Annotated in this window: 26 protein-coding genes and 1 pseudogene; 14 read left to right on the top strand and 13 right to left on the bottom strand. The window is 65.8% G+C overall.

Annotated features, from left to right (window positions below; genetic code table 11):
* Positions 1-105: 105 nt before the first annotated feature.
* Positions 106-996, top strand: a pseudogene (locus tag AC1DYL_RS16000) (YifB family Mg chelatase-like AAA ATPase); the annotation flags it as partial.
* A gap of 33 nt (positions 997-1,029) precedes the next feature.
* Here AC1DYL_RS16000 and AC1DYL_RS15995 read toward each other — a convergent pair.
* From AC1DYL_RS15995 to AC1DYL_RS15985, 3 genes are all read right to left on the bottom strand, one after another.
* Complete coding sequence (locus AC1DYL_RS15995; RefSeq protein ID WP_477173926.1) at positions 1,030-1,560, bottom strand: tetratricopeptide repeat protein; 531 nt, start codon at positions 1,558-1,560, stop codon at positions 1,030-1,032.
* Between the two features lie 87 nt (positions 1,561-1,647).
* On the bottom strand, positions 1,648-2,763 hold the full coding sequence (gene cfa, locus AC1DYL_RS15990; protein ID WP_477173925.1) for a cyclopropane fatty acyl phospholipid synthase: 1,116 nt from the start codon (positions 2,761-2,763) through the stop codon (positions 1,648-1,650).
* A 101-nt stretch (positions 2,764-2,864) separates the two neighbouring features.
* The gene (locus AC1DYL_RS15985) at positions 2,865-3,779 is read right to left on the bottom strand and encodes a phosphotriesterase family protein (protein ID WP_477173924.1); all 915 of its coding nucleotides are present in this window, start codon (positions 3,777-3,779) and stop codon (positions 2,865-2,867) included.
* 186 nt (positions 3,780-3,965) lie between these two features.
* On the opposite strand from AC1DYL_RS15985, the gene AC1DYL_RS15980 reads away from it, so the two are divergent.
* On the top strand, positions 3,966-5,180 hold the full coding sequence (locus AC1DYL_RS15980) for a GGDEF domain-containing protein (protein WP_477173923.1): 1,215 nt from the start codon (positions 3,966-3,968) through the stop codon (positions 5,178-5,180).
* On the opposite strand, the gene AC1DYL_RS15975 is transcribed toward AC1DYL_RS15980, so the two are convergent.
* Both AC1DYL_RS15975 and AC1DYL_RS15970 read right to left on the bottom strand, forming a co-directional pair.
* Positions 5,177-5,401: a helix-turn-helix domain-containing protein gene (locus AC1DYL_RS15975; RefSeq protein ID WP_477173922.1), complete on the bottom strand. Its 225-nt coding sequence runs from the start codon at positions 5,399-5,401 to the stop codon at positions 5,177-5,179. The two genes, AC1DYL_RS15980 and AC1DYL_RS15975, sit on opposite strands and share 4 nt — an antisense overlap.
* Positions 5,402-5,405: 4 nt before the next feature.
* Entirely contained in the window at positions 5,406-5,981 is a 576-nt protein-coding gene (locus tag AC1DYL_RS15970) for a hypothetical protein (protein ID WP_477173921.1), read from the bottom strand.
* 111 nt (positions 5,982-6,092) lie between these two features.
* On the opposite strand from AC1DYL_RS15970, the gene AC1DYL_RS15965 reads away from it, so the two are divergent.
* A complete protein-coding gene (locus AC1DYL_RS15965) occupies positions 6,093-6,488 on the top strand; it encodes a chlorophyllide reductase (protein ID WP_477173920.1) in 396 nt (131 codons plus the stop codon).
* Between the two features lie 51 nt (positions 6,489-6,539).
* On the opposite strand, the gene AC1DYL_RS15960 is transcribed toward AC1DYL_RS15965, so the two are convergent.
* Positions 6,540-7,490, bottom strand: coding sequence for a phytanoyl-CoA dioxygenase family protein (locus tag AC1DYL_RS15960; protein WP_477174002.1), 951 nt, complete (start codon positions 7,488-7,490; stop codon positions 6,540-6,542).
* 169 nt (positions 7,491-7,659) lie between these two features.
* Between AC1DYL_RS15960 and AC1DYL_RS15955 the strand changes: the two genes are divergently transcribed.
* Positions 7,660-8,520 (top strand): helix-turn-helix domain-containing protein, encoded by an 861-nt coding sequence (locus AC1DYL_RS15955; protein WP_477173919.1) that lies wholly within the window; start codon positions 7,660-7,662, stop codon positions 8,518-8,520.
* Between the two features lie 35 nt (positions 8,521-8,555).
* On the opposite strand, the gene AC1DYL_RS15950 is transcribed toward AC1DYL_RS15955, so the two are convergent.
* The gene (locus AC1DYL_RS15950; protein ID WP_477173918.1) at positions 8,556-9,146 is read right to left on the bottom strand and encodes a hypothetical protein; all 591 of its coding nucleotides are present in this window, start codon (positions 9,144-9,146) and stop codon (positions 8,556-8,558) included.
* 167 nt (positions 9,147-9,313) lie between these two features.
* Here AC1DYL_RS15950 and AC1DYL_RS15945 point away from each other — a divergent pair, with 167 nt between their 5' ends.
* The 3 genes from AC1DYL_RS15945 to AC1DYL_RS15935 are packed head-to-tail and all read left to right on the top strand — an operon-like array spanning position 9,314 to position 10,965.
* Entirely contained in the window at positions 9,314-9,790 is a 477-nt protein-coding gene (locus AC1DYL_RS15945; protein WP_477173917.1) for a MarR family winged helix-turn-helix transcriptional regulator, read from the top strand.
* The gene (locus tag AC1DYL_RS15940) at positions 9,787-10,344 is read left to right on the top strand and encodes a DinB family protein (protein WP_477173916.1); all 558 of its coding nucleotides are present in this window, start codon (positions 9,787-9,789) and stop codon (positions 10,342-10,344) included. The genes AC1DYL_RS15945 and AC1DYL_RS15940 overlap by 4 nt, the downstream gene beginning before the upstream one ends.
* Positions 10,345-10,347: 3 nt before the next feature.
* Positions 10,348-10,965, top strand: a complete 618-nt coding sequence (locus AC1DYL_RS15935; RefSeq protein WP_477173915.1) for a DUF1294 domain-containing protein — start codon at positions 10,348-10,350, stop codon at positions 10,963-10,965.
* Here the strand turns inward: AC1DYL_RS15935 and AC1DYL_RS15930 are convergent.
* Complete coding sequence (locus AC1DYL_RS15930; protein WP_477173914.1) at positions 10,962-11,423, bottom strand: MarR family winged helix-turn-helix transcriptional regulator; 462 nt, start codon at positions 11,421-11,423, stop codon at positions 10,962-10,964. The two genes, AC1DYL_RS15935 and AC1DYL_RS15930, sit on opposite strands and share 4 nt — an antisense overlap.
* Positions 11,424-11,524: 101 nt before the next feature.
* On the opposite strand from AC1DYL_RS15930, the gene AC1DYL_RS15925 reads away from it, so the two are divergent.
* On the top strand, positions 11,525-11,971 hold the full coding sequence (locus tag AC1DYL_RS15925) for an organic hydroperoxide resistance protein (protein ID WP_477173913.1): 447 nt from the start codon (positions 11,525-11,527) through the stop codon (positions 11,969-11,971).
* A gap of 77 nt (positions 11,972-12,048) precedes the next feature.
* Here AC1DYL_RS15925 and AC1DYL_RS15920 read toward each other — a convergent pair whose 3' ends face one another.
* Together AC1DYL_RS15920 and AC1DYL_RS15915 are read right to left on the bottom strand one after the other, a co-directional pair.
* A complete protein-coding gene (locus AC1DYL_RS15920) occupies positions 12,049-13,278 on the bottom strand; it encodes an epoxide hydrolase family protein (RefSeq protein ID WP_477173912.1) in 1,230 nt (409 codons plus the stop codon).
* 159 nt (positions 13,279-13,437) lie between these two features.
* The gene (locus AC1DYL_RS15915) at positions 13,438-14,151 is read right to left on the bottom strand and encodes a helix-turn-helix transcriptional regulator (RefSeq protein ID WP_477173911.1); all 714 of its coding nucleotides are present in this window, start codon (positions 14,149-14,151) and stop codon (positions 13,438-13,440) included.
* Positions 14,152-14,293: 142 nt separating this feature from the next.
* On the opposite strand from AC1DYL_RS15915, the gene AC1DYL_RS15910 reads away from it, so the two are divergent.
* Both AC1DYL_RS15910 and AC1DYL_RS15905 read left to right on the top strand, forming a co-directional pair.
* Positions 14,294-14,644: a VOC family protein gene (locus tag AC1DYL_RS15910; RefSeq protein WP_477173910.1), complete on the top strand. Its 351-nt coding sequence runs from the start codon at positions 14,294-14,296 to the stop codon at positions 14,642-14,644.
* A gap of 29 nt (positions 14,645-14,673) precedes the next feature.
* Positions 14,674-14,937 (top strand): ArsR/SmtB family transcription factor, encoded by a 264-nt coding sequence (locus AC1DYL_RS15905; protein ID WP_477173909.1) that lies wholly within the window; start codon positions 14,674-14,676, stop codon positions 14,935-14,937.
* Here AC1DYL_RS15905 and AC1DYL_RS15900 read toward each other — a convergent pair.
* The 3 genes from AC1DYL_RS15900 to AC1DYL_RS15890 are packed head-to-tail and all read right to left on the bottom strand — an operon-like array spanning position 14,934 to position 17,659.
* On the bottom strand, positions 14,934-16,061 hold the full coding sequence (locus tag AC1DYL_RS15900; protein WP_477173908.1) for an epoxide hydrolase family protein: 1,128 nt from the start codon (positions 16,059-16,061) through the stop codon (positions 14,934-14,936). The two genes, AC1DYL_RS15905 and AC1DYL_RS15900, sit on opposite strands and share 4 nt — an antisense overlap.
* Before the next feature lie 50 nt (positions 16,062-16,111).
* Positions 16,112-16,657, bottom strand: a complete 546-nt coding sequence (locus AC1DYL_RS15895) for a DUF1697 domain-containing protein (protein WP_477173907.1) — start codon at positions 16,655-16,657, stop codon at positions 16,112-16,114.
* The gene (locus AC1DYL_RS15890) at positions 16,658-17,659 is read right to left on the bottom strand and encodes an aldose epimerase family protein (protein ID WP_477173906.1); all 1,002 of its coding nucleotides are present in this window, start codon (positions 17,657-17,659) and stop codon (positions 16,658-16,660) included.
* A 75-nt stretch (positions 17,660-17,734) separates the two neighbouring features.
* Between AC1DYL_RS15890 and AC1DYL_RS15885 the strand changes: the two genes are divergently transcribed.
* The 4 genes from AC1DYL_RS15885 to AC1DYL_RS15870 all read left to right on the top strand — a co-directional run bounded on the left by AC1DYL_RS15885 (position 17,735) and on the right by AC1DYL_RS15870 (position 22,055).
* Entirely contained in the window at positions 17,735-18,769 is a 1,035-nt protein-coding gene (locus tag AC1DYL_RS15885) for a LacI family DNA-binding transcriptional regulator (protein ID WP_477173905.1), read from the top strand.
* Between the two features lie 69 nt (positions 18,770-18,838).
* Positions 18,839-20,302, top strand: coding sequence for a xylulokinase (xylB, locus tag AC1DYL_RS15880; protein WP_477173904.1), 1,464 nt, complete (start codon positions 18,839-18,841; stop codon positions 20,300-20,302).
* Positions 20,299-21,603 carry a xylose isomerase gene (gene xylA, locus AC1DYL_RS15875; protein WP_477173903.1) on the top strand — a complete coding sequence of 435 codons (1,305 nt, stop codon included), beginning with the start codon at positions 20,299-20,301 and terminating at the stop codon, positions 21,601-21,603. The genes xylB and xylA overlap by 4 nt, the downstream gene beginning before the upstream one ends.
* Positions 21,603-22,055: an N-acetyltransferase family protein gene (locus AC1DYL_RS15870; protein ID WP_477158529.1), complete on the top strand. Its 453-nt coding sequence runs from the start codon at positions 21,603-21,605 to the stop codon at positions 22,053-22,055. Before xylA ends, AC1DYL_RS15870 begins: the two co-directional genes overlap by 1 nt.
* Positions 22,056-22,057 lie beyond the last annotated feature (2 nt).

The raw sequence follows: 22,057 nt of genomic DNA, 5'->3' as shown, positions 1-22,057 counted from the left end.
GACAACAAGATCACACGGCGTAGTCGCACTGATTGCTTGAGAATTGTCCACAACACGTTCACGTTGTGCGGCATTTCGCGGGCGCCGCCATGGTCGGGAATGCCACACAACAGGCTGATGATCGGGCCGCCCGGTGCCGGCAAGTCCATGCTGGCGGCCCGGCTACCCTCGATCCTGCCGCCGCTCAACCCGCGCGAGCTGCTTGATGTGTCGATGATCCAGTCGATCGCTGGCGAACTGGCCGGCGGTGCCCTGTCCGATCGCCGCCCGTTCCGCGCCCCGCACCATTCCGCCTCGATGGCAGCGCTGGTCGGCGGTGGCCTGCGGGTGCGTCCGGGCGAAGCGAGCCTCGCCCATAACGGCGTGCTGTTTCTCGATGAGCTGCCTGAATTCTCGCCATCGGTACTCGACAGTCTGCGCCAGCCGCTTGAAGCAGGCGAGACCGTGATCGCCCGCGCCAACGCGCATGTCAGTTTCCCCGCCCGCTTCCAGCTCGTGGCCGCGATGAACCCCTGCAAATGCGGGCTCGCCGGCACCCCCGGCCACACCTGCAAGCGCGGCGACCGCTGCGCGCTCGACTACCAGGGCCGCGTCTCCGGCCCCTTCCTCGATCGCATCGACCTGCGCATCGACGTCCCCGCCGTCTCCGCCGCCGACATGATCGGCCCGGCGACTGCCGAACCCTCCGCTGCCGTCGCCGCGCGCGTCGAGAAAGCCCGTGAACGCCAGCGTCAGCGCTATCTTGAAGCCGGCCATCCCGACGTCTTCACCAACGCCGCGGCCGGCCCGTCACTGATCGAAAAGCTGGTCGACCCCGACAAGGATAGCCAGACCCTCCTCCTGCAGGCCGCCGAACGTTTCAACCTTTCGGCCCGTGCCTACCACCGCGTGCTGAAGGTGGCGCGAACGCTCGCAGACCTCGCGGGCGCCGAAAAGGTCGCGCGCCCGCATTTGGCCGAAGCCCTGAGTTATCGGTTGAACCTGGCGCTGGGGTAGGGCCTCCGCCTTGTCACGGCGGAGGCATGGTCGTCAGCTCTTGGCGGCGATGAATTTCGCCAGGTCTTCATACTCCTCGCAGGTCTTGTTGCCGCACAGCTTTTCGAGCTGCGCCAGCATCTGCTGGGCCTTCTTCATCTGCCCGACCTCGACATAGAGCTCGCCCAGATATTCATGGGCCCCCTTATGGCCGGGGCTGAGCTTCAGCGCCTTGAGATAGAAGCCCTGGGCGTTCTTGTAGTCGCCGGTCTTGCGCAGCGAGTAGCCGAGCAGGTTGTTGGCTTCCGCACTGCCTGGGTCGGCGCGGACGATCTGCTTGAGCATGCTGACCGCCGATTTCCACTTCTTGGCGCGGATCAGCACCCGGGCGTCGTCGAGCGACGGAACGCGCACCACTTCCGAGGTGCCATCGCTGCCGCCGCCGCCACCGCCGCCACCACTGTTCCCGCCGCCGCCACTACCGCCACCATCGACGGCGTAGACCGGCGCGGCTGCCAGCATGCTGGCGACGAGCGTCGCGCCGGCCAGAATCGTCAAGCTTTTCGTCAGATATTTGAATGGCATATGGATCTCCTGGGCCATGCTCCCCTCGCCGCCGCAACCGGTCGGCTAACAGGAACAACACCCAAGATTCGAGTTTATTCCGCCGCCTCAAGAGATCCGGCGGTAGCCGCCCGGAATGCCGTCCGGGCTCAGCACCAGCTGCCACAAATGGATGTTGCGGGCCCGGAACATCGCCGCGAACACGTGCAGGTAGAACCGCCACATCCGCCAGAAGCGGTCGCCGTACTTGTCCTTGAGGCTGGGCCACGCCGCATCGAAATTGGCCCACCAAGCCATCAGCGTCCTGTCGTAGTCGGCACCGAAATTGTGCCAGTCCTCCATCACGAACACCCGCTCGCTGGCGGCCGCGATCTGCTTGATTGAAGGCAGTATGCCGTTGGGGAAGATGTACTTCTCGGTCCACGGGTCCCCGTGGGTCGAGGTGAAATTGTTGCCGATGGTGTGCAGCAGGAACAGCCCGTCGGGCACGAGCAGCGACCGCACCTTACGGAAATAGGCGTCGTAGTTCTTGTAGCCCACATGCTCGAACATGCCGATCGAGATCACCCGATCGAACTGCCCCTCGAGCGCCATGTAGTCCATCAGCCGGGTCTCGATCGGCAGGTCGCCCTTGGTCGCCTCGGCATAGGCTGCCTGTTCTTTGCTGATGGTGATGCCGACGCCTTCGATGCCGTAGCGCTCGGCCGCGAATTTCAGGAACCCGCCCCAGCCTGAGCCGATATCCAGCACTTTCATGCCGGGCTGCAGCCCGACCTTCTTGCAGATCAGGTCGAGCTTGGCTTCCTGCGCCGCGTCCAGCGTCGTCGCCTCGGCCCAGTAGCCGCACGAGTAGATCATCCGCTTGTCGAGCATCGCCGCGTAGAGATCGTTGCCGATGTCGTAGTGCCGCTCGCCAACCTCGGTGACGCGGGCGCGCTGCAGGTTGAGCAGCCTCCCACGCACAAAGCTCAGTGCCAGCCCCAGGTCCGGCTTCAGGTGCGCGTAGATGTCGTATTCGAGCAGCTTGTAGATGAACTGATCCAGTGCATCGGTGTCGAACCAGCCATCCATATAGGCCTCGCCGAACCCGAGCGTGCCGTGGCTGATGGCCCGGGCCCAAAGCCGGTCGTCATGCACGGTGACGTCGAACGGCCGGCTGCCGCCAAGCTCGATTCCTGCGTCTTTGAGGATGGAAGTGAAGTAGGACTTTGGCCCGGCGCTCATCGCGGAACCTCATTAGTTATGATCCTAATGAAATTTTAGCGCTGCTGCAGCCGCCGGGCAAGTCCCGTCAACGCCATGCTGCCATTCGCGATTTTCGCTTCTCAGCGCGCAAACGCCTCGAACGGATTGCTCACCGTGAGCTGCCGGATGGTCGCCTTGTCGACGCCCTCGGCCTGCAGCAGCGGCAACATCACGTCGCTCAGGTGCGTGTACGGCGTCGGCGTACCGCCGCCCGGCACCGCCGGATCGTACCAGCCGCGATCGTGGCTGAGCAGCAATTGCGGCCCCAGCCCAGCCTTCAATGCGCGCAGGATCAGTTCGCTCACAGGTGCATCGGGCGCGCGCCCCACATGGTCGTACTCGATCCATGCGCCGCGCTGCGCCACGGCCATGTTGAGGCCGAAATCCTTCTCTTCCTGGCTGTGGATCGAAATGAAGCGGTCGGCCCGATGGCCTTCCGCCTCGATGATATCGAGCTGGTCCATCACCACGCTGCCCTTGATGGTGTGGCTGCCGATCACCGCGCCGGTGCGTTGCGCCGCCCGCGCCGCCGCCCTCAGGATCTTCGCTTCGAGCGGCGTGATCCCGTCATCGCCCGCCGACACCTTGATCCACGCGGCCTTCACCCCGGTATCGCCGACACCCTCTGTCAGGTCGCGGTACATCTGCGCTTCGAGCTCGGCGTCGCTGGCATCGCGCACCCAGTCCGGGATCCATGGCTCGCGGTAATTGCCGGTGGGCACGACAATCGGAAAGCCCGTGGCCCGGCTGACCGCCAGGTCGATATCGACGCGTAACCCGACCCCGCCGGTCGAGCACTCGACCAGCGCCGTGATCCCGCGCGCCTTGATCGCCTCGATCTCGGGCCCCATCACCCGCACCACATCGGCCAGGTCCGCCTCCGCATAGCCGGGCTGGTCCGGCGTCCTCAGATCGACGAACACATGCTCATGCGGCAGGATCATGCCGAGCTCGTCGGCCCGCCTGGGGCCGAGCGTGGTGTGCAGCAGCTTCATCGGTGTCTCCTCAGGCAGGCCCCCGAGTCTGCGCGCTGCGCCGCGCTTGGCAAGCCCCGCTTTGTGGGAGACCTCGCTACGGCAAACGCTGAGCCGTTTCCTGATAATTCCTTAACGCCATTGACCACAGAATGGGACCAGTCGAACTCCGCTGAGGGAATGGGCGAGGTGGCATCCGACGCCTCCATGGTCACGGTCACTGAGGCGCTGGTCGAGCAGCAGCTCGCTCGGCGGGGACCGCTTCTGGCGTTCATACCGGTGCTGGAGCAGCGCTTCGAGGCCGATACTGGCGCTGCACGCTGCCGCATGCTCGCCTGGCAAGGCATCCTCGGCACCCTCTGCCTCTTGGCCTATCTCGCTGCCGACTGGCTGGTGACCCCGGATGTTTTCGGCTTCGCCGTTGGCCTGAGGCTCGGCCTGTTGCTGCCTCTCGTCGGGCTTGCGCTGGTCCTGCTCGGTCGCAACCCGCCAGCCCCGCTCCGCGAAGGGCTGGTCACCCTCATCCCGGTCCTCGCCGCGCTGACGACCTTGGTGATCGTCGAGGCGAGCGAGAGCCCGCTGCGCGAAATCCAGCACAACTCCATCATCCTGGTGGTGCTGTTCATCGCCATGGTGATGCGGGTGCGGTTCGTCTACGCCGTCGCCGGGTGCCTGCTCACCTTCGGCTTGATGCTGTCGGAAATGTTCTTCACGCGAGATCACGAAGTCGCGCAGTTCATCGCCGAGGTGGTGATCTTCGTAGCGGCCCTGGTCATGGCGTTGACCGCCTCCTGGAACCTCGAACGCGAAAGCCGGCGCTCCTATCTGCTGACGCTGCGCGAGCAACTCGCCAACCTGACGCTGTCCGAGCTTTCGCTGAGTGACGCGCTGACTGGCGTCGGCAACCGCCGCGCGCTGGAGCGCGAACTTGAGGCCATCCGCACCGGCGCTCAACCGGCCGAGGACATTGCCATCGTCCTCATCGATATCGACTATTTCAAGCCATTCAACGATGCGCTCGGGCACCTTGCCGGCGACGAATGCCTGAAGCAGGTTGCCTCGCTGCTGGCCACCGGCCTGCGCAACGCCGGGGACAAGGCCTTCCGCTTTGGCGGCGAGGAGTTCCTTGTGCTGATGCGACGCACCGAGCTGTCGCAAGCACTTGGCGCTGCAGAACGGCTGCGCCGGCAGATCGAGAATGCCGCCATCTCGCATCCCGCCCGTCCGGCACCGCCGGTCATTACCGTCAGTCTCGGCGTCGCCGCCGCCCGCGTCCGCAACCTCGATTTCCAGGCTGTCATCGGCGAGGCGGATGCGGCGCTTTATGACGCCAAGGACAATGGCCGCAATCAGGTGTCGCCGCCGTTCCTCACCACCAGTGGCGACCAGATCCTGCGCTTGCGTCGGCGCAAAGCGTCCTAGCTCAAGTCTTCCGCTTCGCCCGACACGAACTTCAACAGGTCGCCCGGCTCGCATTTGAGGTAGGTGCAGATCGCCTCGAGCGTATCGAAGCGCATGCCCTTTACCTTGCCCTGCCGCAGCAGCGACAGGTTGGCTTCGGTGATCCCGACGAACTCCGCCAGGTCCTTGGATTTGACGCCGCGCTCGGCCAGCAGCACGGCCAGGTTGACCTTGATGGGCATGGCGTCAGACGAACTGCGCGTTTTCTTCGGCAATGGCGGCGGCCTCCGCCAGCGCCCAGCCCACCAGCGTCAGCACCGCCCCGACGAGCAGCATCAGCAGCATGTCGGAACTGACTGAGATCGCCAGCTGCTTCTGCCCGGCGGGCGCGTCCCAGCTCAGCGCCACGCTCAGCAGCGCGCCTGCCATCAGCTTGGTGAGGGTACAGGCGAACACCCCGATGGCGAAGTCGCGCATGCCGGTCGCCGCGGCCAGCGCGAACGGCCGGCCCTCGCGGAAATGCTGCAACGCCTCGGCCAGCCGCCATAGCCCCCAGCTCAGCGGCAACACCGCCAGCAGCGCGAGCAGCATGACCAGCACCCGGTCGCTGAGCCCAAAATCCGCCAGCCAGTTGGCCGGCAGTCCCGCGCTGCCCGCCAGCACGTTGGTCGGCGCAAAGCCCCAGTAGATGAGGCTGCCCAGCGGCAACCCCAGGGCAAATACCAGCGCCGCGATGCGGGTCACCTGGCTGAGCCTGGCGATCCGCCGCCGCCGCAAGGCGTTCGAGCTATCGGCGTCGGCCGGTCCGGTGGTGTCTGACATAGGAGGCTCCAAGGCTCGTGACGATCAAGTAATACAGCAAGAAATTATCGTTGCACAATAATAAATGGCTGTGTAACAAGCACGTCGTTCGCTTTTCAACAGGAGCCTGATATGCCTCGTCATCGTCTCGCGTCGGCCGGCCGGCTTGCCGTTCTGCTCGTCGCTTTGGTTGCCTCGTCGGCCTTCGCCGCCACCTCCAGTACCTCGACCGGGCAGATCTCCGTCGCCCAGGTTATGGACATGCTCGATCGCGCCGACGGCGATCGCCACGCCGGCCAGCTGTTGCACGCCTATCTCGGGGGTGTCGGTGAATCGGCCGGCGCGCTGCTCAACGCCACCGACGCCAAGGGCAAGCCCTACGTCACTTGCAGCAAGCCGATGGCGCTGAATGCCGGGCTGGTGCGCGACGTGCTGGCCAATGGCGCGCCGAACAGCAAGCGCTGGGGCGAGACCGCCGCCACCCCGCTGATCGTTAGCGCGCTGGTCAGCATGGCCGGCTGCCGCTGAAAACCAGCGAGGCGGCGATTGCTTGCCGCCTCGCCATCATGTTCGTCGATCTCAGCTCCAGCTGCGCAGACCGAGCAACTTCTCGCCCAGTTCGCTGAGCTTGGCCGTCCGGGCATTCTTCTTTTCCCAATCACGCGGATCGCCCGGGAAGGCGTCGCGCTGCGGGTGGTCGAGTTCGCGCCACAGCCGCACCCGTTCGGCCCGCTCGATCACGTCGTCCTCGTTGGCCGGGAACATCGAGATGTACTGCGCCATGCGCACCCGGTTGCCCGAGTTGATCGAGTGGTTGGGGCGCACGCCATGGGCGAGCAGGGTGTTGAAGATCATCAGGTCGCCCGGCTCCATCTCGATATTGGTGATCTTCAACCCGGTGGTGTCGGGATGCATCGGATCGCGGTCTGCCGGCTGGGTCTTCACCCAGTCGTCGAAATCGTAGAACAGCTCGGGAATGCACTGGAAGCCGCCGATATCGCCGTCCTGCTTCACGAGGCTGAGCACCCCTTGCACGCCGATCGGCAGCGGATCGAGCGAGGTGTCGCTGTCCCAGTGGATGAAGCCGTTCTGGTTCGGGCCCGGGACTTGCTTGGGCGGGTTGAGGTTGGCGCGGTCGATCGAGACCCACAGCTCTTCCATGTCCCAGATATCAACGAAGGCGTCGTAGACCCGCTGCTGCTGCCGGTTATCCCACAGGTACTGGTGGTTGTAGATCTCCACCATGCCGGTGCCGTTGAGCTCCTTCATGATGTGGTCGCGGCGCTGCGGCGTGTACCAGGTCGAGGGATCGTTGGGGTCCTTCTCCTCAAACTGCCAGAGCAAAGCCTTCAGCCGCTCGACATGATCCGCGTCGACTGCATTGCGAACAATCACATAGCCCCGCTCCTGCCAGTGCTTGAAGTCCGCCTCGCTGAGCACCCGCAGCGGCAGCGTTTTCCGGATGTCCTTGAGCTGCGTGGTGACCTTCTGCGTCGTCGGGTGCGAATCCCGCTTGATCCCAGCCGCCATGCCTTGCGGCGCCATGCCCTGAGCCATCGACATCATAGTCCTCCATCTGATGTTCCCCCTCGGGGATCGGTTTCGATGGAGAGAGGCTAGGGCCGCCACGCCCCGGCATGTTGCCGTGCTCCGGCCAGTTCTGATACTATTCTGGCGTTGGTGGTGGGTGATCTGCACGATGAAGCCGCTTCTCGAGAAGGTGATGCCGCCGGAAGGCGCTTCCTGGGCGTGGCTCGACCGCCGGCTCGATGACGCCATCCCGTTCCAGTGGCACCACCATCCCGAGTTCGAGCTGACGCTGACCCTCAACTCGGTCGGCCAGCGCTTCATCGGCGACCACATCGGCGACTATGGCGATGGCGACCTGGTGCTGATCGGCCCCAACCTGCCGCACACCTGGGCCAGCCGCGACAAGCTCGATCCCGCCGCCCCGCACGTGGCGCGGGTGATGTGGTTCCACCCGGACTGGGCCGAGGGCCTGACCAAGCTGCTGGCCGAACTCCGTCCCGTCGCCGACCTGCTGGCGCGGGCGCAGCGTGGCCTCAAATTCTCGACCGCGGCCTCCGAGGCGATCCGCCCGACGATCGACGCGCTGTTCGCCCGCCCGCCGGCCGACCGGCTCAGCGTATTGATCGACATCCTCCGCCGTCTCGCCGAGGACGGCGAAGCGACGCCACTCGCTAGTCCGGCCGTCGCGGTGCCGCATCACTCCGCCGACCGCACCCGTATCGACCGGGTGCTCGACGTCATCCACACCCGCTACATGGAGCCGCTGTCGATCGACGCGCTCGCCGACATCGCGGCGCTGTCGCCCTCCGGCCTGCACCGGATGTTCGTCCGCCATGTGCGGAGCCCCGTCTCGGCCTATGTGACCCGGCTCCGCATCGGCGAGGCCTGCGCGCTGCTCTCGGGCACATCACGGCCGATAGCCCACGTCGCGTCCGACGTGGGCTATGACTCGCTGGCCAATTTCAACCGGCAGTTCAAGGCGGCCAAACAGATGACGCCGCGGCAGTACCGCGCGCGCTTCATGCGCTGAGGTCCCGGCACCGACGGCCGGGACCTCGCCGCCGGTCAAAGGCCGATGACCTTGGCCGAGCACACGGTGCCGGCTTCGACGCCGCCCGGCAGCACGTTGGAGAGCTTGAGCGCCTTGCCCGGCTGCAGCGTCTTGCCGAGGCTCGCAACGCCGCTGATCCCCGCCGCCTTCCACTTGAACTGTGTGCCGGCCGGCAGCGCCACCACACCGGCATTGGCGATGCGCAGATCGTCCGGGAATTCGCTCGGCGTCCCCGAGACGACGCACTTGAGCGCCGCGCCGAGCTTCACGTTGGCGCTGAGCTGGCCGCCCTTTGCCTTGCCGCCCTTGCCAGGCGCGCCGTTGCCCATGTCGATGCCCAGATCGATGACATCGAGCGGCGGATTGAGCACTTCGAAGAGGTCTTCATCGATGGTGACCTCAAGCTCGGGCTGCGGGTTGAAGATGTCGCCGAAATCCGGCGGATCGTTATCGGGCATCGCATCGTGGAAGATGTCGATGGAATGCGAATCGTCGCCCGAACCCGATCCGTCGAGGCCCGGGATGTGAATACCACCCGCCGAGGCGAGGCTGGTGCTGAGGAGGATCGCCGCGAGGGCGAGGCTTGCCGATTTGGTCACGTTCATTTCAGTCTCCTGTCCGGGAGGGGACGGCGCCAGTCCTCCGGTCGCCGGTCCAGCATTCCCGGTGGATGACTGGACGGCGGCCTTATGACGGGCTTCCACTGAACCGCCTTTGAGCGCACCATTTAGTGCGCGTTCATAATTGTTGTCAGATTGCAATGATTCCAGATATGCAAGTAATAGCTGCCGCCGACCCTATGAGCCCGATGGCGCAGTTCCTGCGGCTGATGTCGGCGCAGCTGCTGTCGAGCACCGCGCGGAACCTCCGCAACGAGAACATGACGCTGGCCGAACTGGCGGCGCTCTACCTGCTCGATCGCGACAAGGCACTGAGGATCAACAGCCTCGCCACCGCCCTGGCGCTATCGCTGCCGGCGGCGAGCCGGGTCGCCAGCACGCTGGTCGACCGCGGCTTCGTGGCTCGCGCCGAAGACCCGGATGACCGCCGCGCCAAGGTGCTCACCCTTACCGCTGAGGGCACCGAGCTGCTCAACACCCTCAGCGGCAACCTCGTGGGCGAGGTGTCGCGCGTCCTTGCCACCGCCAACACCCCGGTCAGTAACCGTCTGGCTCAGCTGTTCGGCAGCATGGTCGCCGATGGCATGGCGGCCCCGACCAAGCCCACCGAGCCGGGAGGCACGCCATGAGCATCGCCGGCCGCATCATGCGGAAGCTCGCGCAGAACAACCGGCTCGCCAATCACCGGCTGCTCACCGCCTGTCTCGCGCTGCAGCCGGGCGAGTTCGAAGCGAGGCGCGTGAGCTTCTTTCCCTCGCTCAAATCCACCCTCAGCCATATCCTCACCGTCGACTGGTTCTATGTCGATGCGCTGGAGGGCGGCACGCTCGGGCCGAAGGCCTGGGACCCGGAGGAACCGTTCGACGCCATCGGGCCGCTAGCCGAGGCGCAATTCGCTGTCGACGAGCGCCTCCTCGCCTTCTGCACCGGCCTAACCGACGAACGCCTCGCTGCCCAAACCCATGTCCACCGCACCAACCGCATCCAGGTCGAGCGCACCGACGATCTGCTGCTGCACCTGTTCATGCACCAGATCCACCACCGCGGTCAGGTCCATGCCATGCTGTCGGGCAGCTCCGTGAAGCCGCCGCAGCTCGACGAATTCCTCACTGCCAGCGACTTTCGCGACCGCATCGAGGACGTCGCGGCGCTCGGGTGGAGCGAGGCGGATCTCGCGGAGTAGGGGATGGCGCGTCAGGCTGGCGAACTTGTGCAATGGAACGACGACCGGGGCTTTGGCTTCATCGTGGCCGACGATGGGCAGCGCTGCTTCGTGCACATCAAGGCCATCGGCCGTATCGCGACGCGCCCGCGTGTCGGCGATCGGGTGTCTTTCACCCTCACCCAGGGCCGAGACGGCCGGCCGGCTGCCGACGACGTGAAGATCGCAAGCGCCAATCCGGTGAACCTGGCCGCCAGTCGGCGTGGTGCGCCACCCTTTCGGCAACCATCCGGCAATTGGCTGTTCGCCACTGGAGCCGCTCTCATCGTGCTGCTCGCTGTCGCCGCCGTCCTTCTCGGCCGCGCCCCGGCTTGGCTGCCAGCCGCCTACCTCGCTCTCGGTGTCACCAGCATCATCGTCTACTGGTTCGACAAGCGAGCCGCCCAAGCCGATCGCTGGCGCGTGAGCGAGCGGTCGCTGCACACCATCGATCTCATTGGCGGCATTGCCGGCGGCCTCGTCGCGCAGCAGCTACTGCGTCACAAGACCAGCAAGCGAAGCTTCGCCATCGTGACGGCCATGATCGCGCTGCTGCATATCGCAGCACTGATCTGCCTGCTGGTCCTCGCCCCGTTCGGCTAGGCCGCAGACCGGTCGAGCTTTTCGCGCAAGTCCACCAGCCGCCGGCGCAGGCCGTCGACTTCCTCGCCGGGGCTGTCGGAGGCATCGAGGATCTTGGCCGGGAAGTTCTCCGCCATGCCCCGCAACCCGCTGCCCTTTTCAGTCAGCCGGATCATCACCTGCCGCTCGTCGCGCTCGTCGCGGCGGCGGCTCACCAGCCCCATCGCCTCGAGCCGCTTCAGCACCGGGGTCAATGTGCCCGAATCGAGCAGCAGCCGGTCGCCAATGGCTGACACGGTGAGCCCGTCATCCTCCCACAGTACCAGCAGCGCCAGATACTGCGGGTAGGTCAGCCCCAGCTGGCTCAGCAGCGGCTTGTAGAAGCGGTTGAACGCATGCGCCGCCGAATACACCGCGAAGCAGAGCTGCCGGTCCAGCCGTAGGTCCTTTGCCGATGCGTTTGCCACGTTCGTCTCCATGCGATGATAGATAGTGCACAATTGAATTGCGCACAATCTAATTGTCGTCTATGTACCCCGACGTTCCGCCTTCCTCCTCCCTTCGACAAGGACTTTTCACCATGCAGGTCAAGTACACCGCTCACGCCACCACCGGTTATGCCGGCCGCACCGGCACCGCCGCGACCGATGACGGCAAGGTTGCCGTCTCGCTCTCCGTTCCCAAGGAGATGGGTGGCGACGGCGGCCCGGGCACTAATCCCGAGCAGCTGTTCGCGCTGGGCTATTCGGCCTGCTTCATGGGCGCCATGAAGGCCGCTGCCGGGCGTCTCAAGGTGAAGCTCCCCGAGGACACCACCGTCACCGGCGCGGTCAGCTTCTACGATCGCGAAGATGGCGTCGGCTACGGCATCCGGGCCGCCCTCACTGCCAGCGCCCCGGGCCTCGACCAGGCGACGCTCGAAGAAGTCATGGCGCTGGCCCATGACATCTGCCCCTATTCCAACCTCATCCGCTTCCCGCACGATGTCGAGCTGACGGCCGTTGGCGAGCTCGAGGCGGCCGAGTAACGAAGGGGCGGGGGCTTCCCCCCACCCACCGGGTTACCTTCTCCCACAAGGGGAGAAGGCACCCCGCCACCGGCCTCTCAGATCAGTCCGCCGAAGAACGTCCGGATATCCTCGACCAGCAAATCCGGTGCGTCGGTCGCCGCGAAATGTCCGCCGCTCGGCATCTCGGTCCAGTGCACGATATTGTTGGCGCGCTCGGCAAAGCTGCGGACCGAACGGAAATCCCACGGGAACACTGCGACCCCGGTCGGCGTGTCGTTGCGCTCCTCGCGATAGCCAGAACCGGAGCGCGCATCCTCGAGGTAGATATTCCCAGCCGAGCCGCCCGACGCCGTGAACCAGTAGATCGAGACGTGCGCCAGGTAGCGGTCGCGATCGACATACTGCACGCCCTGACCCTCGAAGCCGAAGAACAGCTCGGTGTTCCAGGCCAGCTGGCCGATTGGCGAATCGACGAGGCCGTAGCCCAGCGTGCCCGGGCGTTTCGACTGGATGTCCTGGTAGCCGTTGTACTTCATGAACATGTCGAGATTGGCCCAGCCCTCCTTCTCGAACGGCGTCAGCTTCTCCATCTCGCCCGGTGCGCCGGTCGGGAAGGCGAAGATCTGCTGCAGGTGCGTGCCGACGAGGCCTTCCGGCTTCAGGATGCCGAGCTCCTTGCCGACCAGCGAGCCGACATCACCGCCCTGCGCGCCATAGCGGGTGTAGCCGAGCCGCTTCATCAGCGTGTCCCAGGTCTTCGCCACCTTTGCGGTGTCCCAGCCGGGCGCCGCCAGCGGTGTCGACCAGCCGTAACCGGGCAGCGAGGGGATGACGAGGTCGAAGGCCAGCGCCGGGTCGAGCCCATGCGCCCGCGGATCGCTCAGCGGCCCGATCACCTCGAAGAACTCGATGACGCTCGAGGGCCACCCATGCGTCAGGATCAGCGGGAAGGCGTTGGGCTCCTTCGACTTGATGTGGAGGAAATGGATGGTCTGCCCGTCGATCTCGGTGAGGAACTGCGGATAGCTGTTGAGCTTGGCCTCCCAAGTCCGCCAGTCGAACTTGTTCAGCCACTGGTCGGCCAGTTCCTTGATGAACGCGACCGGCTGCCCGCGGCTCCAGTCGGTGCTCGTCGCATGCGGCCAGCGCGCCATGGTCAGGCGCTCCTTGAGGTCGGCGATATCCTCGTGGGATACCTGGACCTTGAACGGGGTGATGCTCATTTCGTCTGCTCCAGTTGCACGGGAAACGAAGGCGCCGAGCGCCGGGACGACTGCCGCCGCAGCTGCGGCCTTCAACAAGCTCCTGCGATCCAAATCGGTCATTTTCGGCTCCTGTTCCGCGCCGGACCACCATGGCCCCGGCGTCTGAGGAGACCCTGCGCCCATCCTGCTGACAGGGCGTGGCAGCAGCGTTATCTCGTTGTGACGCAAACAAAAATCCCCGCGCAGGGCGGGGATCTGAAGCCGAGTCCTTCGATAGTGTCAGCCACCCGGCGACGAGGCCCAATCCGGGTGCAGCCGCGCCCACTCCTCGCGCCATTCCTTGGCGAGCTGCAACCGCCGCCGCCCATAGCGCTGCTCGGTCTCCGCCGCCGACACGATCCGGTCGGTGCGGAAATTGCGGAACGCCTCGCGCATGCAGCACCAGCCGACGACGATTTGCTTGCCCTCGTAATAGGCAAGCTGCACCGGCCAGATGTCGCGTTCCGATTGTTTGCCGCTCTCGTCGGCATAGCCGATATGCAGCGCCTTCTCGTTGCGCATGGCGGCGCGCACCAGCCCAAGCACCGGCGTCGGCTCCTGCGGACCGCGCATCAGCACTGGCCACAGCCCGGTATCCTTGATGCGGTCGCGGAGGTCATCGGGCGAGGCGGTGGCGATCTTGGCCAGTGCGTTCTTGGCCGCGCCCGCCAGCCCGGCATCGGGCTGCGCCTGCACCCAGCGGCCGCCCAGCACCAGTGCCTCGAGCTCCTCGGGCGTGAACATCAGCGGCGGCAGGAAGAAGCCGGGCCTCAGCATGTAGCCCACCCCGGCCTCGCCATCGATCGGGGCACCCAGCCCGATAAGTGTCTGAACGTCGCGATAGAGTGTCCGGACGGATACGCCCTGTTCCTCGGCCAGCGCCGCCGCGGTGACCGGGCGACGGTGACGGCGGAGTGCGTCCATGACGGAAAACAGGCGTTCGGTCTTGTCCAAGCGGTCATCTCCCAAGGGTCCTTCGTTCTACCGATATTCGGCTGGCTGCACCATGCGACGGCGCTCCTGCCAGAGCCTGTCAGCAGCGATTGACATTTCGGGATATGACGAAATAAATATCAGCGAAGCACAGGAGATCCTGATGAGCGGCAAGCCCCACAGCCTCAACGGCATCGGCCATTTCGATATCGCCGGCCCGGATTTCGGCGCGCTACAGAACTTCTATTCCGGCGTCCTTGGCTGGCAGGTGACGCCACGCGGTCCCGGCTACGGCATGGTCGCGACGCCGGAGGGCGGACCCGACGGCGCACTGGTCGAAGCCGAAACCGCCTCGCTCACCCTCGGCATCGTGGTGCCCGACCTTGCCCAGGCGCTCGCCGCTGCGGAGGCCAAGGGCGGAGCCATCGCCATGCCGGCGGTCGACAATGGCTGGGTGAAAAAGGCGCAGGTCCGCGACCCCGCCGGCAACCTCCTCACCCTCATCCAGGGCTGACGGCGATCGACAGTTTCGACCTCGACGAAGTGCTGCGCGCCCTATCGCATCCCGACCGGCGCGCCTTCGTTGCTGCCTGCATGTCCGAGGCGAAGGCGGCGGGCGATCTCGCCGCCCTCTCCGAGCTGTCGCTGGCGACGGTATCCGAGCATCTCAAGGTGCTGCGGAAATCCGGCCTGCTGCTGCTCGAAAAACGCGGCCGCTTCTGGTTTTACCGCACCGATGCCGCCGTGGTGGAACGGGCGGCGAATGAGGTGGCCGAGCTGACGGCCACCCCGACGGGCAAGCGCTAGCCGCGGGCGACGACTTCGCGGTGGAATGCCCGGATGTCCCCGGCGAGCACATCCGGCACCTCGAGCGCCGGGAAGTGTCCGCCCTGCCGGGCCTCGTTCCAGTGGACCAGGTTCTGGAGGTTCCTTTCGCCCCAGGCGCGCGGCGCCGGGAGGTCGGCCTCGGCCGGCACCAGTACGCCCTGCGGAACGTCGTGCCTGGGCATCGGCAACATGATCTCGTGGTCGGCGAAGGCTTCCTTGTAGAGGCGGACCGACGAACCGATAGTCTCGGTGAACCAGTAGACCGACAGCAGCGTCGCCAGCGTTTCGAACGGGAAGACGCTCTCGATGTCCCCGCCCGTATCGCCCCAGCGGTGGAATTTCTCGAGGATCCACGACGCCAGCCCGGCGGGCGAATCGTTGAGGCCCACCGCCAGTGACGTCGGCTTGGTGCCGTGCACCAGGGCATAGGCCCCCTCGGCGAAGCCGGTATAGGCGACCTTCTGAAAATACTCGGCCTCCTCCGACGTCGGGTCGTCCGGCTTTGAGTAACCCGAAAAGACGTTGCAATAGTGTGCGCCGAGCAGCCGCTCGGGATGGTGTCGCACGAGGCTCAGCATCGCGCCGGTGCCGAGGTCCGAGCCCGAGGCGAGAAAGCGGGGGTAGCCGAGCCGATCCATCAGCTTGGCCCAAAGCTGCGCCGTCCGCGTCAGGTTCATGCCCTTGTGCCTGGGACGGTCGGAAAAGCCATAGCCAGGCAGCGAGGGGATGATCACGTCGAACGACACGCCGTCGGTGTCGGCGGTCAGCCGGTCGACCAGCGGCAAGAGCTCGACGAAATTGCTCGGCCAGCCGTTGGTGAGAAGCACCGGCACCGGGTTGCTGCCCTTGCCCCGTGCGTGGACGAAATGCACCGTCTCGCCATCAATCTCGGCAGTGAACTGCGGGTAGCGGTTGAGCCGCGCCTCGGCGGCCCGCCAGTCGAACTCATTGCCCCAGTAGGCGACGAAGCGGCGAAGGAAGGCGAGGCTGGTGCCATACTCCCAGCCAGCATCCTCGACCTCGTCAGGAAAGCGGGCGTGCTGCAGCCGGCTCCTGAGGTCGGCGATATCGGCGTCGGCAACGGCGATGGTGAAAGGGGTCAAGGATCGTCTCCACGTTGGGTTACGCGGAGATTGATGCGCGAGGCCTGCTGTCAGATGCTGTCAGCAGCTTTCGCCAGTGCCGCCGCCTTCGCCGCCAGCCCGGCGAACACCGTCCAGTTGCGCTGCGTCATCCTGGCCCCGAGCGCCTTCTCGATCTGCAGCTTCGAGCCGGTGATCCCCTTGGGGTAAGCGACGATCAGATGCGCACCCACCGTTGCCACCAGCTCCGGCCCAGCCCAGCCGATCACCGGCGCCCAATCCGGCGACTTGTGGAAGGAAGAGACGCCGAGCTCGCTCGGTCGTTCCCTGGCCACCTCGGGAAACGGATTGGCCGCAACCACCGCTGCCATCGCCTTCGGCGTCAGGACGAACACTTCGTTGGCCGGACCGAGCCCGAAGCCATCCACGGCCGCCTGCACGATCGTCCGCGCCTCGGCCAGGGTGTGGCCGGTGCGGAAGATCACGTTGCCGGTATTGCCGACCGTCGACACGTCGTCGAGCCCGGCCGCGGCGCAAGCGTCGCGCAGCGCCGCCATCTTCATCTTGGCGTGCGTCACCGGTCCGATTGCGCGGATCAAGGCGACGTACACCGCCATTTACGCGATCTCGATGTCGACGCGGTGGCTGTAATCGCGGTCTGGGCCGTAGATGGTCGAGGGGAAATGCGGGTGGTTCACCGAATCGGGGAGATCCTGGTCCTCGAGGCAGAAGCCGCAATGGTTGCCGTAAGTCTTGCCCTCGGCTGCAGCCTGCGTCGTCACCGAGTTGTAGACCTGCAGGCCCGGCCGATCGGTATAGAGCTTCAGTGTCAGCAGCCCGTCCGGCCCGGTCACCACCGCCATCGGATCAGTAAACTTGCGGTCGCTGTTCAGCACCACGTTGCCATCATAGTCGATCGGCTTGCCGCTCGCGTCGCGCATGTTGCGACCCTCGCGGAAGTCCCACACCGTGCCATCGACCGGCAGGATCGCGCCGGTCGGGATCAACTGCTCGCCGAGCTGTGTGTAGGCGCTCGCCGCGATCTTGAACTTGTGGTCGAGCACATCCGGCCCGGTGCCGAGGTTGAAATACTGGTGCTGCACCACGTTGATCGGCGTGCGCCGGTCGGCCTTGGCCGCGATATCGAGGCGCAGCCGGTTGCCGCTGAGCGTGTAGGTCGCGGTGAACTTCACGTTCCCCGGAAAGCCCATCGCGCCATCGGGTGATTCGAGGGTGAAGCGCACGGCATTGCCGGCGCTGTCCGCCTCGCCGTCCCACACCAGCCGGCCGATACCCTCAGGCCCGCCATGCAGCGTGTGGCCGTGGAAGTTGCCCGGCAGCGTGTAGGTCTTGCCGTCGAGGCTGAACGTCGCATCCTTGATGCGGTTGGCAACGCGCCCGGCGAGCGAGCCGAAATACGGCGAATGGGCCGGATAGCTGTCGAACTTGTCGAAGCCCAGCACCACGGAGCGCAACCCGCCGGCCACCGGCACGCGCCAGTCACGCACCAATACGCCCCACGAAATGATGTCGACTTCGACGCCGGTGTCGCTCTTGAGCTTGAACTGTTCGACCCGCTTGCCCTCGAAGCTGCCGAACTCTTCCACCGTGACGCTCATTGCCGTTATCTCCTCTTTCGTGCGACGGGTTGATAGCCGCAATCTTGAGGAAGCGGAAGCGGGGGAGGAGGCGAGATGGACGAAGTGAAGCGCCGCGCCACGGTGCATGATGTCGCTCGCGAGGCTGGCGTGTCGCTGGCAACGGTCGATCGCGTCCTCAACGGCCGCCCCGGAGTACGCACGGAAACCGCCGACAAGGTCGCCGAGGCGATCAAGACGCTCGACTTCCGCCGCGATATCTCCGCGTCACTGCTCGCGCGGGCTCGCGACCTCGGCGTCACCTTCCTCATCCCCGATGGCCGCAACGAGTTCATGATCGGCCTCGTCGATGCCATTCACCGCCGCGCCCGCACCACCAAGGGCGAACGGCTGTCGATCACCACCAAGCTGGTGCACGCGTTCGACCCCGCCGCCCTCGCCAGCGCGCTAAGCGGACTCGACCCCAAGACCTGCGATTGCGCCGTGGTCGTCGCCACCGAGGATGACAAGGTGCGCCGCGCCATCGACCAGTCCTCCCGCCGTGGCATCGCAGTCGTAACCTTGGTCTCCGACCTCCCCGGCTCGGCCCGCCGCCACTTCGTCGGCATCGACAACAACGCCGCCGGCCGCACGGCCGCTTCGCTCCTCGGCCGCTTCGCCGCCCCCGGACCTATCGGCCTCATTGCCGGCTCCCTCAGCCTCGCCGATCACCACCAGCGCCGCGAAGGCTTCGAGGCGGTGCTTCTCTCCGAGTTCCCCGGCCACAAGATCATCGGGCCGCTCGAGGGTTTTGACGACGACGCCAAGACCGAGGCCGCGGCGCTCGAATTGCTGAGCCAGCCGCTCAGCGGCATCTACAACATGGGCGGCGGCTATTCCGGCCTGCTGCGTGCGCTCGACAAAACCGGCATGACCGGCAAGGTCCGCGTCGTCGCCCACGAACTCACCGAAGCCACCCGCGCCGGCCTCAGTTCCGGTGCCATCGACGTGGTCATCGACCAGAACCCGGATGGCGAAATCGCCGCCGCGCTCGCCGTCGCCCGAGCCCTCGCGCTGGGCCAGGATGCCGAGCGCCGTCCGGCCCCCATTGAAATCGGGCTCTATCTGCGCGACAATCTCCCCAGAGGGTAATCAATCAATAGCTACGCCCCGGGAGGACTTCAGCATGTTCTGTCTGCACGGTCTTGAGGTACGTGCCTCATGACCTATCTCGGCATCGATATCGGCACCTCCGGCGTCAAGGCGCTGCTGATCGACCGGGCCGGCTCGCCGATTGGCGAAGCCACCGCCAAGGCGGTCGAACCCACCCGCCCACATCCCGGCTGGTCCGAGCAGAATCCCGCCGACTGGTGGCACGCCACGCTCGAAGCCATCGACAAGCTGTCGAAGGCCCACCCGGCCGAAATGGCCAAGGTCCGCGGCATCGGGCTCAGCGGCCACATGCATGGCGCGACCCTGCTCGACAAGGATGACAAGGTCCTCCGCCCCTGCATCCTCTGGAACGATGGCCGCTCCGCTGCCGAGTGCGCCGAGATGGAAGCGGCGCTCCCCGCGCTCCGCGATATTGCCGGCAACATCGCCATGCCCGGCTTCACTGCACCCAAGATCGCCTGGGTCCGCAAGCACGAGCCGGAGATTTATTCGAAGCTCGCCAAGGTGTTGCTGCCCAAGGCCTATATCCGCCTGCTGCTCACCGGCGAGCACGTCGAGGAAATGTCGGATGCCGCCGGCACGCTGTGGCTCGATGTCGGCAAGCGCGACTGGTCGGACGAGCTGCTGAAGCTCACCGGCTTAACCCGCTCGCACATGCCGCGCCTCGTCGAGGGCTCAGCTCCCTCGGCGAACCTCAAGCGCGAACTCGTCAATCGCTGGGGCATGTCCGGCGAGGTCGTCGTCGCCGGTGGGGCAGGGGATAACGCGGCTGCCGCCTGCGGCATCGGCGCCACAGAGCCGGGCGAAGGCTTCGTCTCGCTCGGCACCTCGGGCGTGCTGTTCGTCTCGAACGACCGCTTCCGCCCCAACACCAAGGGCGCCGTCCACGCCTTCTGCCATGCCATCCCGAATACGTGGCACCAGATGGGTGTCATCTTGAGCGCCACCGACAGCCTCAACTGGCTGGCCAAGATCACCGGCCAGGACCCGGCCAAACTGGCCGGTGCCGCCGAGTCCGGGTTCAAGGGCCCGGGCGAGGAAATCTTCCTCCCCTATCTCTCGGGCGAGCGCACCCCGCACAACAACGCCGCCGCCCGCGGCAGCTTTACCGGCCTCTCCCACTCCACTGATCCGGCGCTGCTGGCGCAGGCGGTGATGGAAGGCGTCGCCTTCGCCTTCCGCGATTGCCAGCGCGTGCTGCACGACGCCGGCACCCAGATGGGCCGGCTGCTCGCTGTCGGCGGCGGTTCGAAATCCGAACTCTGGCTGAAGCTCATCGCCACCAATCTCGACACCGAGATCGCCCTCCCTGAGGACGGCGATTTCGGTGGCGCGCTCGGCGTCGCCCGCCTCGGCCTCTGTGCCGCCGAGGGCGCCGACCCCGTCGAGGTCATGACCATGCCGGCGATCAAGCGGGTGATCCAACCCGATGACGCGCTGAAGACTGCTTATTCCGATCAATACGCGCGCTATCGCGCTCTCTACCCCGCCATCGAGGAGGCCCGTAAGTGACTGATTTCTTCAAGGGAATTTCGCCCATTAAGTTCGAAGGACCGACGTCCAGCAACCCGCTGGCGTTCCGGCACTACAACAAGGACGAAATTGTCCTCGGCAAGCGGATGGAAGATCACATCCGCCCCGCCATCGCCTACTGGCATACTTTCGCCTGGGAAGGCGGCGACCCGTTCGGCGGCCGCACCTTTGATCGCCCGTGGTACGACAAGGGCCTCGAGGGCGCCAAGATCAAGGCCGACGTCGCCTTCGAGATGTTCGACCTGATGGACGCGCCGTTCTTCTGCTTCCACGATGCCGACGTCGCCCCGGAAGGCGACAGCCTCAAGGAGAGCAACAAGAACCTCCGCACCATCACTGACATCTTCGCCAAGAAGATGCAGTCGAGCCGCACGAAGCTCCTCTGGGGCACCGCGAACCTCTTCTCCAACCGCCGCTACATGGCCGGCGCCGCCACCAACCCCGACCCGGCAGTGTTCGCCTATGCCGCCGGGCAGGTGAAGGAAATGCTCGAGATCACCCATGAGTTGGGTGGTTCGAACTACGTGCTGTGGGGCGGCCGCGAGGGCTACGAGACGCTGCTCAACACCCGCATCAAGGAAGAGCAGGATCACGCCGCGCGCTTCCTCGGCCTCGTCATCGAGCACGCCAAGAAGATCGGCTTCAAGGGCCAGATCCTGATCGAACCCAAGCCGCAGGAGCCGACCAAGCACCAGTACGACTATGACGTCGCTACGGTGTACGGGTTCCTCAAGACCTACGGCTTCGAGAAGGACGTGAAGGTCAACATCGAGGTCGGTCACGCCTTCCTCGCCGGCCACAGCTTCGAGCACGAGCTTGCCGTCGCCGGCGGCCTCGGCATCCTCGGCTCGGTCGATGCCAACCGCAACGACCTGCAGTCGGGCTGGGACACCGATCAGTTCCCCAACAACCCCGGTGAAATGGCGCTCGCCTTCTACCAGATCCTCAAGGCCGGTGGCCTCGGCAAGGGCGGCTTCAACTTCGACGCCAAGGTGCGCCGCCAGTCGATCGATCCGGCCGACCTGCTGCACGGCCATGTCGGCGGCCTCGATATCCTCGCCCGCGGCCTCAAGGGCGCCGCCGGGCTGCTGGAAGACGGCACCTACGACAAGGTGATCGAGGCCCGCTATGCCGGCTGGAAGTCCGCGGAAGCACAGAAGATGCTGACCTCCGACAGCCTCGCCGATATCGCCGCCCGGGTCGAAGCGCAGGGCATCAACCCACAGCCGAAATCCGGCCAGCAGGAATACCTCGAGAACCTGGTCAACCGGTTCGTTTGATGGCGGAGACGGGTTCCATCCGGCCACTGACCCCTCATGATCGGCCCGCCTGGGCCGATCTCTGGCGGCAGTACCTGGCCTTCTACGAAACCGTCCTGCCCGAGGAGATCTATGCCTCGACCTGGTCACGCCTTCTGGCCGACGACGAGCCGGTATGGGGTGCACTCGCCCTCGCCGGCGAGCGCCCGGTGGGTCTCGTCCACTACATCTACCACCGCACCGCCTGGGCGCTGGCCGACAACTGCTACCTGCAGGATCTGTTCGTGGCGCCGGACGGGCGCGGCCTAGGTCACGGTCGCGGCCTCATCGCCTATGTCGCCGACCAGGCGAAGCAGGCGGGCAGCGGCCGGGTATACTGGCTGACCCACGAGTCCAACACCACTGCCCAGGCCCTCTACGATCGCGTCGCCTCCCGTTCGGGCTTCATCCAGTATCGCCTGCCGCTCAGCTGAAA

This window comes from Devosia sp. P1_H9 (assembly GCF_056405135.1).
This window is presented reverse-complemented; position numbering and strand designations above follow the sequence as displayed.